The sequence below is a fragment of the Modestobacter sp. SSW1-42 genome (assembly GCF_046635825.1).
Taxonomy (GTDB): domain Bacteria; phylum Actinomycetota; class Actinomycetes; order Mycobacteriales; family Geodermatophilaceae; genus Modestobacter.
The window spans coordinates 243714-255824 of the sequence record NZ_JBISCA010000003.1; the positions used below are offsets into that span (position 1 = coordinate 243714).

The window sequence follows — 12111 nt, forward strand, 5'->3', positions numbered from 1 at the left end:
CCCCGGGCCGGTCCGGAGGAGGAGTGCACATGCGCAGGAAGCTGATCGTCGCCACGACCGCGGGGGTGCTGGCCCTCGGCGGCCTCGCCGTCGCCGTCCCGGCGCTGGCCGACACCGGCACCACCGGCCGGTCGGCCGTGGACCGCATCACCGAGGCGCTGTCCGGCCTGGTCTCGGACGGGTCGCTGACCCAGGAGCAGGCCGACGAGGTCGCCGCCACGCTCGACGAGGCCGGCGTCGCCGGTCACGGCGGCCCCGGTGGCCCGGGTGGCCCCGGGGGAGGGCGGCTGGACCTCACCGCCGCCGCCACCGCCCTGGGCATGACGGAGGAGGAGCTGCGCACCGCCCTGGACGTCGAGGGCACCAGCCTCGCCGACGTCGCCGGGCAGCAGGGCGTGGCCGTCGACGCGGTCGTCGACGCGCTGGTGGCCGCCGTGCAGGCCGACGTCGCCGAGCGCGTGCAGGACGGCGACCTCACCCAGGCTCAGGCCGACGAGCGGCTGGCCGACCTGGAGGCGCGGGTCACCGAGCGGGTCGAGAGCGACAGCTGGGCCGGCCCCGGCCGTGGGCCCGGCGGCCGCGGCGGCCCGGACGCCGACACGGCTCCCGAGGAGGACTGAGCCGGCGCCGCCGCGCGTGCCACCCGGTCCGGGTGCCCCGCGCGGCGGCCGGCGAGGGGGCACGACCACCATGGGCGGATGACTGCCCTCAGCTCGTTCGAGCACCGTCTCGTGGTGGTCACCTCACCGGAGGGCCGCCAGGTCCTCACCAGCCTGGCCCGCGGGCGGGACCGCGGGCACCAGCTCGTGTGCGGCACGTGCGACGGCGTCCTGGCCCTGGACCGCCGCCCGATGGCCGAGCCCGCGGACGTGATCCGGTGCGTGCCCTGCGGCTCGCTCAACGACCTGGGCAGGCAGCAGCCGCACCCGGCCTGAGGCCGCCCCCCGCAGGGACCCGGCTCAGCCGCAGGCGCGCAGCCGGGGGACCTCCGGCGTCCATCGCTCCTGCAGGGGCGGTGGCGTGGGGGTCTCCGGGAGCCCCGGGGACCCCCACGCGCGGGGTCAGGCGACGATCTTGGTGGTCATCTCGGCGAGGCGGCGGCCCTGGTAGCGGGCCGCCGCCAGCTCCTCCTCCGACGCGGTGGCCGACTGGCCGCCGGAGGCGGTGGACGAGCCGTAGGGGTTGCCGCCGGCGGCGAACAGCAGCGGGTCGGTGTACCCCGGCGGCACGATCACGGCGCCGAAGTGCGTGAAGATGTTGAAGAACGTCAGGATCGTGGACTCGTTGCCGCCGTGGGTGTTCTGCGCGCTGGTGAAGGCCGTGGCCCCCTTGTTCGCCAGCTTGCCGGTGAACCACAGCCCGCCGAGGGTGTCGATGAACTGCTTCATCTGCGCGGCCGGCGTGCCGAAACGGGTGGGGGAGCCCAGGGCGTAGCCGTCGGCCCACTCCATGTCGGCCGGGGTGGCCTCTTCGACCTCGCCGGCGGTGGCGTCCACGTGGGCCTGCCACAGCGGGTTGGAGGCGATGGCCCCGGCCGGGGCCGTCTCGGCCACCCGACGCAGCCGGACCTCGGCGCCGGCGGAGGCGGCGCCCTCCGCGACGGCGGCGGCGAGCTGGTGGACGTTGCCGGTGGACGAGTAGTAGATGACTGCGATCTTGGTGGGCACGCGCGTCTCCTCGAGGAGGTCTGCCGGGGGGTCGCCGGGCGGTTGGTCAACCGCTCAACCACCTCGGACGCTAGGGCCGCCGCCCCCTCCCGGCAAACGGAACAGGACCGGGCCGGGGACGTCGCGCGGGCGCCCGCCGCGCGCGGCCGGGCCGGGTGGCCCCCCGGCCGGCGCCCGGGCACTAACCTGACCGCCGGTGGCGACGGCGAGGGTGGGGATCCGATGACGAGGGCGGACGGTCGGGGTGCCGACCACCCGGGGCGCGTCGGCGACCCCGCGGGCAGCCCGGCGGTGACCAACCGCGACGACCTCAGCGACCGCGTGCTCACCTTGCCCAACCTGCTCTCGCTGGTCCGGCTGCTGGGCGTGCCGCTGTTCCTGTGGCTGCTGCTGGGCCCGCACGCCGACGGGTGGGCGATCGTCGTCCTGGCCCTGTCGGGCGTCACCGACTGGGCCGACGGCAAGCTCGCCCGGGCGCTGGGGCAGTCCAGCCGGCTCGGTGCCCTGCTCGACCCGGCGGCCGACCGGCTCTACATCGTCGCCACGCTCGTCGCCTTCGTCCTGCGCGACGTCGTCCCGCTGTGGGTCGTGGTGGTCCTGCTGGGCCGCGAGCTCGTGCTCGGGGTGACCCTGCTGCTGCTGCGGCGCGACGGATGGCCGCCGCTGCAGGTCCACTACCTGGGCAAGGCCGCGACCTTCCTGCTCCTCTACGCCTTCCCGCTGCTGCTGCTGGCCGACGGCGCCGGTACCGCCGCCGCGGTCGCCCGGCCGATCGCCTACGCGCTCACCGTCTGGGGTGCGGCGCTGTACGTGCTGGCCGGGGCCTTCTACGTCGTCCAGGCGGCGGGGCTGCTGGCCGCCGGACGCCGGACCCCGGTGTGAGCGCCCCGGCCCCGGGCCGGCAGCGGTCACTGGGCGCCTCGCTGCTGGACCAGGTGCTCGCCGAGACCCTCGACCCGGCGTACGCCCAGGCGGCCGCCGCCCGCGCCGAGCGGGACGCCGCGCCGGTCACCGGCGGGCCGCCCTCGTGGGTGCAGCGCCACCGCGGCCGGCTGCTGGTCGCGCTCACCCTGCTGCTGGCCGGGCTGCTCGCCTCGGTGACCTACCAGCAGGCCGCGGTCGGCGCGCAGGGGCGCGAGCAGACCCGGCAGGCGCTGCGCGACGACATCCGCGAGGAGTCCGAGGTCACCGACGACCTGGTCGCCCAGCTCGAGGAGCTCACCGCCCAGGTCGGCCGCACCCGCGACCAGGCGCTGGCCACCACCACCACCGGCCAGCGCGCGCTGGCCCGGCTGGCCACCGCCGAGCAGGCCGCCGCCGTGGTCGCCGTCTCCGGCCCGGGCATGCGGGTCACCCTGGACAACGCCCCACCGGCGGCCGACAGCGACCCCGTCGGCGGCGTCCCCGAGCGCAACGAGGCCGGCATCGTCCTGGACACCGACGTCCAGCTCGCGGTCAACGGGCTGTGGGCCGCCGGCGCGGAGGCGATCAGCATCAACGGCCAGCGGATCGGCGCCACCACCGCCATCCGCCAGGCCGGGGGCGCCGTCCTGGTCAACTTCCGGCCGGTGCCACCGCCCTACGACATCGAGGCGATCGGCGATTCCGAGGGCCTGGCGCGGGCCTTCCTCGCCAGCCCCGAGGCCGACACCCTGGCCCGGCTCACCATCGACTACGGCGTCGTGTTCGACTTCGCCCGGGTCGGCGACCTCGACCTGCCCGCCGGGTCCAGCGCCGAGCTGCGCTCCGCCGGCCCGCTGGACCCACCCGGTGCTCCCGGCACCGCCCCCGAACCCGACCCGACTCCCGACGGAGGCTGACCCGTGATCCCGATCCTCGGACTCGCGGTCGGCGTGGTCCTGGGCCTGCTGCTGGACCCCGACGTCCCGCTGTGGCTGCAGCCCTACCTGCCGATCGCGGTGGTCGCCGCCCTGGACGCCGTGTTCGGCGGCGTGCGGGCCCGCTTCGACCGCATCTTCGACGCCAAGGTCTTCGTCGTGTCCTTCGTGTCCAACGTGGTCGTGGCCGCCCTCATCGTGTTCCTCGGCGACCAGCTCGGCGTCGGTGCCCAGTTGTCCACCGCGGTCGTCGTCGTCCTGGGCATCCGCATCTTCGGCAACGCCGCGGCCATCCGGCGGCACCTGTTCCGGGCATGAGCGGGCAGCCCGTGCCCGGCGAGCAGCCGGCCCCCGACACCCCGGACGCGCCGACCTCCGACGCCCCGCCTGCCGACGTGCCGTCCGTCGACGCCCCGGTCCCGCCGTCGGCGGACGGGACGGCGTCCGGTGGGGCAGCGGCCGCCGCACCCCGGCCCCGCCGGCGCCGCGACCCGCTGGCCGCGACGCTCATCGGCGTGCTCACGCTGCTGCTGGGCTTCGCGTTCGCCGTCCAGGTGCGCAGCACCGACACCGACGCCCAGCTGGCCGGGGCCCGGGAGGAGGACCTCGTCCGCATCCTCGACGACGTCACCGCCCAGGAGGACCGGCTGCGGCAGCAGATCGCCGACCAGCGCGTGGCCCTGGACGCCCTGGGCGACTCCGACACCGTCGCCGCGGCCGCCCTCCAGGAGGCGCAGCAGCGCGCGGAGACCCTCGGCATCCTCAACGGCACCCTCCCCGCGCGCGGGCCCGGCCTGGAGCTGACCATCCGCGACCCGGCCGGCCTCGTCGACGTCGAGGTGCTGCTCAACACCGTCCAGGAGCTGCGCGGCGCCGGGGCCGAGACGATGCAGATCGACGACGTCCGGATCGGGGTCAGCAGCGCCATCACCGGCACCCGCGGGCAGCTGGCCATCGACGGCCGCCCGCTGGAGGCGCCCTACGAGGTGCGCGTCATCGGGTCCCCGCAGGACATGGCGACCGCCCTCAACATCCCCGGCGGGGTCGCCACCCGCGTCGGGGCGGCCGAGGGCAGCCTCGACGTCGTGCAGTCCGACGACGTCGTGGTGGACGCGTTGCGGCCGCTGGACGAGCCTCAATACGCTGAGCCCGCCGACGGCGGCGGCAACTGACGAAGGACCCGGGTGCAGGGCCCCACCCCCCGCTCCGCGCGCGGCGGGGCCCTGCACCGGGGCCGCCCACCCACCCGACCCACCACGCTTGGAGACGCCGCATGACCACGCCCGACGACCGCCGTTACACCGACCAGCACGAGTGGGCGCTGGTCCAGGGCGCCGCGGGCGCCGCGACGGTGGTCCGGGTCGGGATCACCGACCACGCCCAGGACGCCCTGGGCGACATCGTCTTCGTGCAGCTGCCCCAGGTCGGTGACGAGGTGGCCCCGGGCAACCCGATCGGCGAGGTCGAGTCGACCAAGTCCGTCTCCGACGTCTACTCGCCGGTGGCCGGGGTGGTGACCGCGGTCAACGACGCGCTGGGCGACGCCCCCGAGACGGTCAACAGCGACCCCTACGGCGCCGGCTGGCTGGTCGAGGTCGAGGTGACCGGCGTGGCCGGTGACCCGACCGCCGACCTGCTCGACGCCGCCGCCTACCAGGCCCTCGTCGACGCCGGCTGAGCCGGGCACACCGCCGGGACGGCAGGTCGCGCACCCGCCGTCCCGGTGCGGTGCCCGACGATCACTATCATCACTGCGAGGCCCGGCCCGTGAGCGCAGCGGGACACCCCGACCCTCACCCTGTACGTGTGGTTGACCCTCGGGTCAGCCAGTGATCCCATGACCCACGGCCCGCCGCGAACCCGCGGCGGCCGACCTGCGACGGGCCAGCCGGCCCGCCGTCCGCCGGCCGACCGCGGCCGTACCACCAGGCCCGCGGCGGTGCCGTCTGCACCGGAGGAGACCGACGTGCTCTGCACTCGATGTGGCCACCAGAACCCCGAGGGCAGCCGCTTCTGCGCGCAGTGCGGGGCGGCTCTGAGCCCGGAGCGGGTGGGCGAGTCGACCAGCATCATCCCCAAGGTCGGCGGTGAGGACTCCGGCGAGCAGTCGGAGGTCTCGGAGTCGACGGCCGACGCCCACGCCGGCGCCGTCGAGTCGCTGCCGCCGGGCTCGGCCCTGCTGGTCGTCAAGCGCGGCCCCAACGCCGGCAGCCGGTTCCTCCTCGACCAGGAGGTCACCACCGCCGGCCGGCACCCCGACAGCGACATCTTCCTCGACGACGTCACCGTCAGCCGCCGGCACGTGGAGTTCCACCGCGAGGGCGGCGGCTTCACCGTGCACGACGTGGGCAGCCTCAACGGCACCTACGTCAACCGCGAGCCCGTCGACGTGGCCTCCCTCGCCGGGGGCGACGAGGTCCAGATCGGCAAGTTCCGCCTGGTGTACCTGACCGGGCCGCGGACGGGCGAGCCGGCCGGCTCGTGACCGGGCGGGCGACGGCCGGGGCCGGAGCCCCGGCTGCCGGGCAGCGGGACCAGACCGGACACGGGTCGTGACGGCGGTGCCCCAGCCCGGAGCGAGCGCGGACCGGGACACCGACACCACGCCCCGCTACACGATCGGGGAGGTCCTCACCGCGCTGCGGGGGGACTTCCCCGACGTGACGATCAGCAAGATCCGGTACCTGGAGTCCGAGCAGCTGGTCCACCCGCAGCGGACGCCGTCGGGGTACCGGAAGTTCTCCCTGGCCGACGTCGCCCGGCTGCGCTACGTCCTGGCCGCCCAGCGCGACCAGTACCTGCCGCTGCGGGTGATCAAGGAGCAGCTCGACGCCCTCGACCGCGGTGCCGGCGCGCCCGGCACCGGCGCCGACGACGCCCCCGCGGCCGCGCTGCTGCCGGCCGAGGAGTTCGCCCGGGCCGCCGGGCTGTCGGCCGGCCAGCTGGCCGACTGCGTGGAGTTCGGCTTCGTCACCACCGACGCCCAGGGTCGCCACCGCGGCGCCGAGCTGCCCGTGGCGCGGGCCGTCGCCGGGCTCGCCCGGCACGGCATCGAGCCGCGGCACCTGCGCGTGCACCGCACGGCCGTGGAGCGGGAGGCCGCGCTGCTCGAGCAGGTCGTCACCCCGGCGCTGCGGGCGCGCTCGGAGGAGGGCCGCGCCCGCGCCGCCGAGCAGCTGGCGGAGCTGGCCCGGCTGTCGGCGCAGCTGCACTCGGCGCTGCTGGACGCACGCCTGCGCGAGGTCCTCGGCGACTGAGCGCTGGCGTACCGTTGCCCCCCTAGGGACAGCCGCGGACACGTGCCCCGGCGGTCCGCCGGATCGCCGCCCGTGGGGGCGCGACCGGCGGGCGAGGTCAGCGGAGGGGAGCCAGACGTGCAGGAGCTCAGAGTCGTCGGCGTCCGGGTCGAGCTGCCCGGCAACCAGCCCATCCTGCTGCTGAAGGAGACCCAGGGCGAGCGGTACCTGCCGATCTGGATCGGCGCGGTCGAGGCCGCGGCCATCGCCTACGAGCAGCAGGGCGTCCGGCCCGCGCGGCCGATGACCCACGACCTCCTCCGTGAGGTGGTCACCGCCCTGGGCGCGAGCCTGGAGGCCGTCCACATCACCGAGATGCGCGACGGCATCTACATCGCCGAGCTGCGCTTCGGCGACGAGCGCACCGTCAGCGCCCGCCCGTCGGACGCCGTCGCCCTCGCCGTCCGCACCGGCGCCCCGATCTACGGTGCCGAGTCGCTGCTCGACGAGGTGGGGATCGAGATCCCCGACGAGCAGGAGGACGAGGTGGAGAAGTTCCGCGAGTTCCTCGACAACATCAGCCCGGAGGACTTCGAGGCCGGCTCCGGCCCCGGTCCCGCCTGAACGGTCGTCCCGTCCTCCCGCACCTCGCCCCCGACCCCGCCCACCTGGTCGCGCGGGGTCGGTGGGGCGGGCGGGACGGCGGCGCTGGTGAGCCCGAGAGGGATCCGGGTGGGGAGCAGGCCCGCTGGACGGCCCTCGCAGGTGCGCCCGGGAGGTCCCCCGGAGGGGGTGGGTGGGCCGACACGCCCCCACCCGCGGTTGACCGGTTCCCGGGCCCGCTCTACGGTCAGCGAATCACGTGCGTGGAACTCGACGAGCGCCGTCACGTAAGGCGTCCCGGCGAGAGCGGGGAACGACCCGGGCGTGAGCCCCGGGTGCGGGACCTCGTCCCGGTCCACCCGGGCCGGCGCGCGAGTGGGGACGAGAGCACAGCAGGGCCGCGCACGCGGCCGACGAGCGCCAGCGAGGAGTGCCCGTGAGCGACCACGACAACGGTTCGCAGGGTCAGCTGTTCAGCGACGCGGCGGTGGGCGCCCCCTCCTACGACGAGATCGACACCGACGTCGTCGGTTACCGCGGCCCGACCGCCTGCTCGGCCGCCGGCATCACCTACCGGCAGCTCGACTACTGGGCCCGCACCGGCCTGGTCGCCCCCTCGGTGCGCACCGCCACCGGCTCGGGCACCCAGCGCCTCTACTCCTTCCGCGACATCCTCGTGCTCAAGGTCGTCAAGCGGCTGCTGGACACCGGTGTCTCGCTGCAGAACATCCGCAAGGCCGTCGACCACCTGCGCACCCGCGGGGTCAAGGAGCTGTCCCACATCACGCTCCTGTCCGACGGCGCCACGGTGTACGAGTGCACCTCCGCCGAGGAGGTCGTAGACCTGCTGGCCGGCGGCCAGGGCGTCTTCGGCATCGCCGTGTCCGGCGCGCTGCGCGAGCTGTCCGGCGAGCTCGCGGAGCTGCCCGCCGAGCGGCTCGACGGCAGCGGTCCGGTCAACGCCGACGACGAGCTCTCCGCCCGCCGTCGCCGCCGCGCCGCCTCGGCCTGACGGTCTCCGCACGGCCTCCGGGCCGGCCCGCGTGACCGGTACGACCGCCCCACCCCACGACCCCGTCGGGCCCTCCGGCGGGGTCGTTGCGCGCTGGTAGCGTCGGGCCAATGGTCGACCGTTCGTCCGAACTGGACGGAACCCCGCCCCGCACGATCCCGCCGCTGACCGGAGCGCTCCCGTCGCTGTCGGCGCTGTCCCCGCAGGGGGAGTTCGCGGCCCGGCACATCGGCCCGCGACCGGCCGACACCGCCGCGATGCTGGAGGTGGTCGGCCACCCGACGCTCGAGTCCCTCGCCGACGCCAGCGTCCCCGAGGGCGTGCGTGACCGCGCCCCGCTCGATCTGCCCGCCGCCGCCGACGAGGCCACCGTGCTCGCGCAGCTGCGGGAGCGCGCCGAGGCCAACGAGGTCTTCACCTCGATGATCGGACTGGGCTACAACGGCACCCTCACCCCGACGGTGATCCAGCGGACCATCCTGGAGAACCCGGCCTGGTACACCGCCTACACGCCCTACCAGCCCGAGATCAGCCAGGGCCGGCTCGAGGCGCTGATCAACTTCCAGACCATGGTCGCCGACCTGACCGGCCTCGACGTCGCCGGCGCCTCCATGCTCGACGAGGCGACCGCCGCGGCAGAGGCGATGACCCTGGTCCGCCGCGCCGGCCGGGCGAAGAGCGATGCCGTCTTCGTCGTCGACGCCGACACCCTGCCGCAGACCCTCGCCGTGCTGCGCACCCGGGCCGAGCCGCTGGGCATCGGCCTGCACGTGGCCGACCTGTCCGCCGGCTGGCCCACCGACCTGCCCGCCGCCGGGGCGTTCGGCGTCCTGCTGGCCTTCCCGGGCGCCAGCGGGGCGGTCCGCGACCACCGGGCGCTGGCCGAGGCCGCGCACGCCGCCGGGGCCTCCGTCGTGGTGGCCGCCGACCTGCTCGCGCTCACCCTGCTGGAGGCGCCGGGGGAGTGGGGCGCCGACGTCGCCTGCGGCACCACCCAGCGCTTCGGCGTCCCGATGGGCTACGGCGGCCCGCACGCCGGCTACCTCGCCGTCCGGCAGGGGCTGGCCCGCCAGCTGCCCGGCCGGCTGGTCGGGGTGTCGGTCGACGCCGACGGCGACGTCGCCTACCGGCTGGCGCTGCAGACCCGTGAGCAGCACATCCGCCGGGAGAAGGCCACCAGCAACATCTGCACCGCGCAGGTGCTGCTGGCCGTCATCGCCGGCGCCTACGCCGTCTACCACGGTCCCGAGGGCCTCACCGCGATCGCGGCCCGGGTGCACCGCAGCGCCCAGGCGCTGGCCGGCTGGCTGACCGCCGGCGGGATCGGGCTGGTGCACGAGCAGTACTTCGACACCCTCACCGTGTCCGTGCCCGGCCGGGCCGCCGACGTCGTGGCCGCGGCCGCCGCCCGGCGGGTGAACCTGCGCCTGGTCGACGCCGACACCGTGGCGGTGGCCTGCGACGAGACCACCACCCCCGCCGTCCTGGCGCTGGTGGCCGAGGCCTTCGGCGTCACGGCCGACCTCGCGGCCCTCGACGACGGCGGTGCGGACGCGCTGCCGGCGCAGCTGCGCCGGGCCACCCCGTTCCTCACCCACCCGGTCTTCTCCGCGCACCGCTCGGAGACCGCGATGCTGCGCTACCTGCGCACGCTCAGCGACAAGGACCTCGCGCTGGACCGCACGATGATCCCGCTGGGCTCGTGCACGATGAAGCTCAACGCCGCCACCGAGATGGCCGCCATCACCTGGCCGGAGTTCGCCGGGCTGCACCCCTTCGCCCCGGTCGAGCAGGCCACCGGGTACCGGCAGCTGATCTCCGAGCTGTGCGAGGGCCTGGCCGAGATCACCGGCTACGCCGCGGTCAGCGTGCAGCCCAACGCGGGCTCGCAGGGCGAGTTCGCCGGGCTGATGGCCATCCGGGCCTACCACGCCAGCCGGGACGACGCCGGCCGCGACGTCTGCCTCATCCCGTCCTCCGCGCACGGCACCAACGCCGCCAGCGCGGTCATGGCCGGCATGCGCGTGGTCGTCGTCGCCTGCGACGAGGCCGGCAACGTCGACCTGGCCGACCTGCGGGCCAAGGTGGCCCAGCACGCCGAGCGGCTGGCCGCGATCATGATCACCTACCCCTCCACCCACGGGGTGTTCGAGGTCGAGGTGCAGGAGATCTGCGCCGCCGTCCACGACGCCGGTGGCCAGGTCTACGTCGACGGCGCCAACCTCAACGCCCTGGTCGGCCTCGCCCGGCCCGGCCGGTTCGGCTCCGACGTCAGCCACCTGAACCTGCACAAGACCTTCTGCATCCCGCACGGCGGTGGCGGCCCCGGCGTCGGCCCGATCGGCGTCCGGGAGCACCTGGTGCCCTTCCTGCCCGGCCACCCGCTGGTGGAGACCGGCGGCGAGGGCGCGGTCGTCTCCGGGGCGCCGTTCGGCTCGGCCGGGATCCTGCCGATCTCCTGGGCCTACCTGCGGCTGATGGGCCCCGACGGGCTGCTGCGCGCCACCCAGCACGCGATCCTGGCGGCCAACTACGTCGCCGAGCGGCTGCGCCCGTACTACCCGGTGCTCTACACCGGCGCCGACGGCCTGGTGGCGCACGAGTGCATCCTGGACATCCGGCCGCTGACCAAGGCCACCGGCGTCACCAACGACGACATCGCCAAGCGGCTCATCGACTTCGGGTTCCACGCCCCAACCATGAGCTTCCCGGTCGCCGGGACGCTGATGGTCGAGCCGACCGAGAGCGAGGACAAGGCCGAGCTCGACCGCTTCGTCGAGGCGATGATCGCCATCCGCGGGGAGATCGAGAAGGTCGGCAACGGCGAGTACGACGCCGTCGACAACCCGCTGCGCAACGCCCCGCACACGCTGAAGATGCTGGCCGGGCCGTGGGAGCGGCCCTACCCGCGGGAGACCGCGGTCTACCCGGTGCGCGGCCTGGTCGGCCGCGGCTACCTGGCCCCGGTGCGGCGCATCGACGGTGCCTACGGCGACCGCAACCTGGTCTGCTCCTGCCCCTCGCCGGAGGCCTTCGAGGAGCCGCACGTGCCGCACGAGCCGGTCGCCACCGAGCCCACCCGGGCGCAGGGTGCCCCCGACGACCTGGGGACGACGGCCGACGTGGTGGGCGCACAGGCGTGAGGACCGCCGTCCGGCGGCCGGTGGACCGGCCGCCGGACGGTGCGTCTCCCGTCAGGCGGTGGGACGCACGAACGCCGCCGAGTCGTAGTAGGTGCGCACGCCGGTCACCTGCTCGCCGTCGGTGTCGATGACGGTCACCCCGCTGTAGGTCAGCTCCGCGCCGTCCTCGAGCGTGCTGCGCGAGACCCACTCCAGGGACGAGCCGCTCTCCCCGTCGAGGGTGGAGGTGAACTCGGTGGTGATGGTGCCGAACACCGAGCGGTAGTCGTCCCAGAAGACCCGGGCACCGTCGGGCCCGGTCTCCTCCTGGTGCCGGTCCAGTTTGCGCAGGACCGCGCCGGGCGCGGTCAGCTCGACCATCGGGCCGGTGTCGGCGTGCTCGTCGAGGTGGTGCAGGGCGGCCATGAAACGGTCGCTGACAGCGCTCATCGGGTCCTCCTCCGGTCGGGCGGTGCTGCCCGTCGACGGTGGCCTACCCGGTTGCGGCCCGCTGACCCCCTCGGTCCGTGCGCGGCTCCTCCGCAGGGCCTCGCCGGCCGCTCCGCAGCGCCCCGCCGGGAGACGAAGGACCCCGTCCTCCTCACCCCTCGCGAGCTCGGGGCGAGCCGCGGG

General features: G+C 75.5%; 14 protein-coding genes. 12 read left to right on the forward strand and 2 right to left on the reverse strand.

What is annotated here, in order from left to right; genetic code table 11:
* The first annotated feature begins 29 nt into the window (after positions 1 to 29).
* Positions 30 to 620 (forward strand): hypothetical protein, encoded by a 591-nt coding sequence (locus tag ACGBYP_RS11395; protein ID WP_411584100.1) that lies wholly within the window; start codon positions 30 to 32, stop codon positions 618 to 620.
* Between the two features lie 78 nt (positions 621 to 698).
* Positions 699 to 935 (forward strand): hypothetical protein, encoded by a 237-nt coding sequence (locus tag ACGBYP_RS11400; protein WP_411584102.1) that lies wholly within the window; start codon positions 699 to 701, stop codon positions 933 to 935.
* Positions 936 to 1061: 126 nt separating this feature from the next.
* Here ACGBYP_RS11400 and wrbA read toward each other — a convergent pair whose 3' ends face one another.
* Positions 1062 to 1667, reverse strand: coding sequence for an NAD(P)H:quinone oxidoreductase (gene wrbA / locus ACGBYP_RS11405; protein ID WP_411584104.1), 606 nt, complete (start codon positions 1665 to 1667; stop codon positions 1062 to 1064).
* A 222-nt stretch (positions 1668 to 1889) separates the two neighbouring features.
* Between wrbA and ACGBYP_RS11410 the strand changes: the two genes are divergently transcribed.
* From ACGBYP_RS11410 to gcvP, 10 genes are all read left to right on the forward strand, one after another.
* Positions 1890 to 2549: a CDP-alcohol phosphatidyltransferase family protein gene (locus ACGBYP_RS11410; RefSeq protein ID WP_411584106.1), complete on the forward strand. Its 660-nt coding sequence runs from the start codon at positions 1890 to 1892 to the stop codon at positions 2547 to 2549.
* Complete coding sequence (locus ACGBYP_RS11415; protein WP_411584107.1) at positions 2546 to 3487, forward strand: DUF881 domain-containing protein; 942 nt, start codon at positions 2546 to 2548, stop codon at positions 3485 to 3487. Before ACGBYP_RS11410 ends, ACGBYP_RS11415 begins: the two co-directional genes overlap by 4 nt.
* A 3-nt stretch (positions 3488 to 3490) precedes the next feature.
* The gene (locus tag ACGBYP_RS11420) at positions 3491 to 3823 is read left to right on the forward strand and encodes a small basic family protein (protein ID WP_411584109.1); all 333 of its coding nucleotides are present in this window, start codon (positions 3491 to 3493) and stop codon (positions 3821 to 3823) included.
* A complete protein-coding gene (locus ACGBYP_RS11425) occupies positions 3820 to 4677 on the forward strand; it encodes a DUF881 domain-containing protein (protein WP_411584111.1) in 858 nt (285 codons plus the stop codon). Before ACGBYP_RS11420 ends, ACGBYP_RS11425 begins: the two co-directional genes overlap by 4 nt.
* A 101-nt stretch (positions 4678 to 4778) precedes the next feature.
* Positions 4779 to 5183, forward strand: coding sequence for a glycine cleavage system protein GcvH (gene gcvH, locus ACGBYP_RS11430; RefSeq protein WP_411584113.1), 405 nt, complete (start codon positions 4779 to 4781; stop codon positions 5181 to 5183).
* Positions 5184 to 5471: 288 nt separating this feature from the next.
* Positions 5472 to 5990: an FHA domain-containing protein gene (locus ACGBYP_RS11435; RefSeq protein ID WP_411584115.1), complete on the forward strand. Its 519-nt coding sequence runs from the start codon at positions 5472 to 5474 to the stop codon at positions 5988 to 5990.
* A 76-nt stretch (positions 5991 to 6066) separates the two neighbouring features.
* A complete protein-coding gene (locus tag ACGBYP_RS11440) occupies positions 6067 to 6762 on the forward strand; it encodes a MerR family transcriptional regulator (RefSeq protein ID WP_411584117.1) in 696 nt (231 codons plus the stop codon).
* Between the two features lie 117 nt (positions 6763 to 6879).
* Entirely contained in the window at positions 6880 to 7365 is a 486-nt protein-coding gene (locus ACGBYP_RS11445; protein ID WP_411584119.1) for a bifunctional nuclease family protein, read from the forward strand.
* 448 nt (positions 7366 to 7813) lie between these two features.
* Complete coding sequence (locus tag ACGBYP_RS11450) at positions 7814 to 8356, forward strand: MerR family transcriptional regulator (RefSeq protein WP_411585222.1); 543 nt, start codon at positions 7814 to 7816, stop codon at positions 8354 to 8356.
* A gap of 110 nt (positions 8357 to 8466) precedes the next feature.
* Positions 8467 to 11499: an aminomethyl-transferring glycine dehydrogenase gene (gene gcvP, locus ACGBYP_RS11455; protein ID WP_411584121.1), complete on the forward strand. Its 3033-nt coding sequence runs from the start codon at positions 8467 to 8469 to the stop codon at positions 11497 to 11499.
* 51 nt (positions 11500 to 11550) lie between these two features.
* Here the strand turns inward: gcvP and ACGBYP_RS11460 are convergent, their stop codons facing one another.
* Positions 11551 to 11928, reverse strand: a complete 378-nt coding sequence (locus ACGBYP_RS11460; protein ID WP_411584123.1) for a hypothetical protein — start codon at positions 11926 to 11928, stop codon at positions 11551 to 11553.
* Between the last annotated feature and the right edge of the window lie 183 nt (positions 11929 to 12111).

What these genes read in the sequence shown, in the direction of transcription:
- ACGBYP_RS11400 (WP_411584102.1), top strand. Translation starts at nt 699, where the DNA reads ATGACTGCCCTCAGCTCGTTCGAGCACCGTCTCGTGGTGGTCACCTCA.
- ACGBYP_RS11425 (WP_411584111.1), top strand. Translation starts at nt 3,820, where the DNA reads ATGAGCGGGCAGCCCGTGCCCGGCGAGCAGCCGGCCCCCGACACCCCG.
- ACGBYP_RS11460 (WP_411584123.1), bottom strand. Translation starts at nt 11,928, where the DNA reads ATGAGCGCTGTCAGCGACCGTTTCATGGCCGCCCTGCACCACCTCGAC.
- ACGBYP_RS11410 (WP_411584106.1), top strand. Translation starts at nt 1,890, where the DNA reads ATGACGAGGGCGGACGGTCGGGGTGCCGACCACCCGGGGCGCGTCGGC.
- gcvP (WP_411584121.1), top strand. Translation starts at nt 8,467, where the DNA reads ATGGTCGACCGTTCGTCCGAACTGGACGGAACCCCGCCCCGCACGATC.
- ACGBYP_RS11395 (WP_411584100.1), top strand. Translation starts at nt 30, where the DNA reads ATGCGCAGGAAGCTGATCGTCGCCACGACCGCGGGGGTGCTGGCCCTC.
- gcvH (WP_411584113.1), top strand. Translation starts at nt 4,779, where the DNA reads ATGACCACGCCCGACGACCGCCGTTACACCGACCAGCACGAGTGGGCG.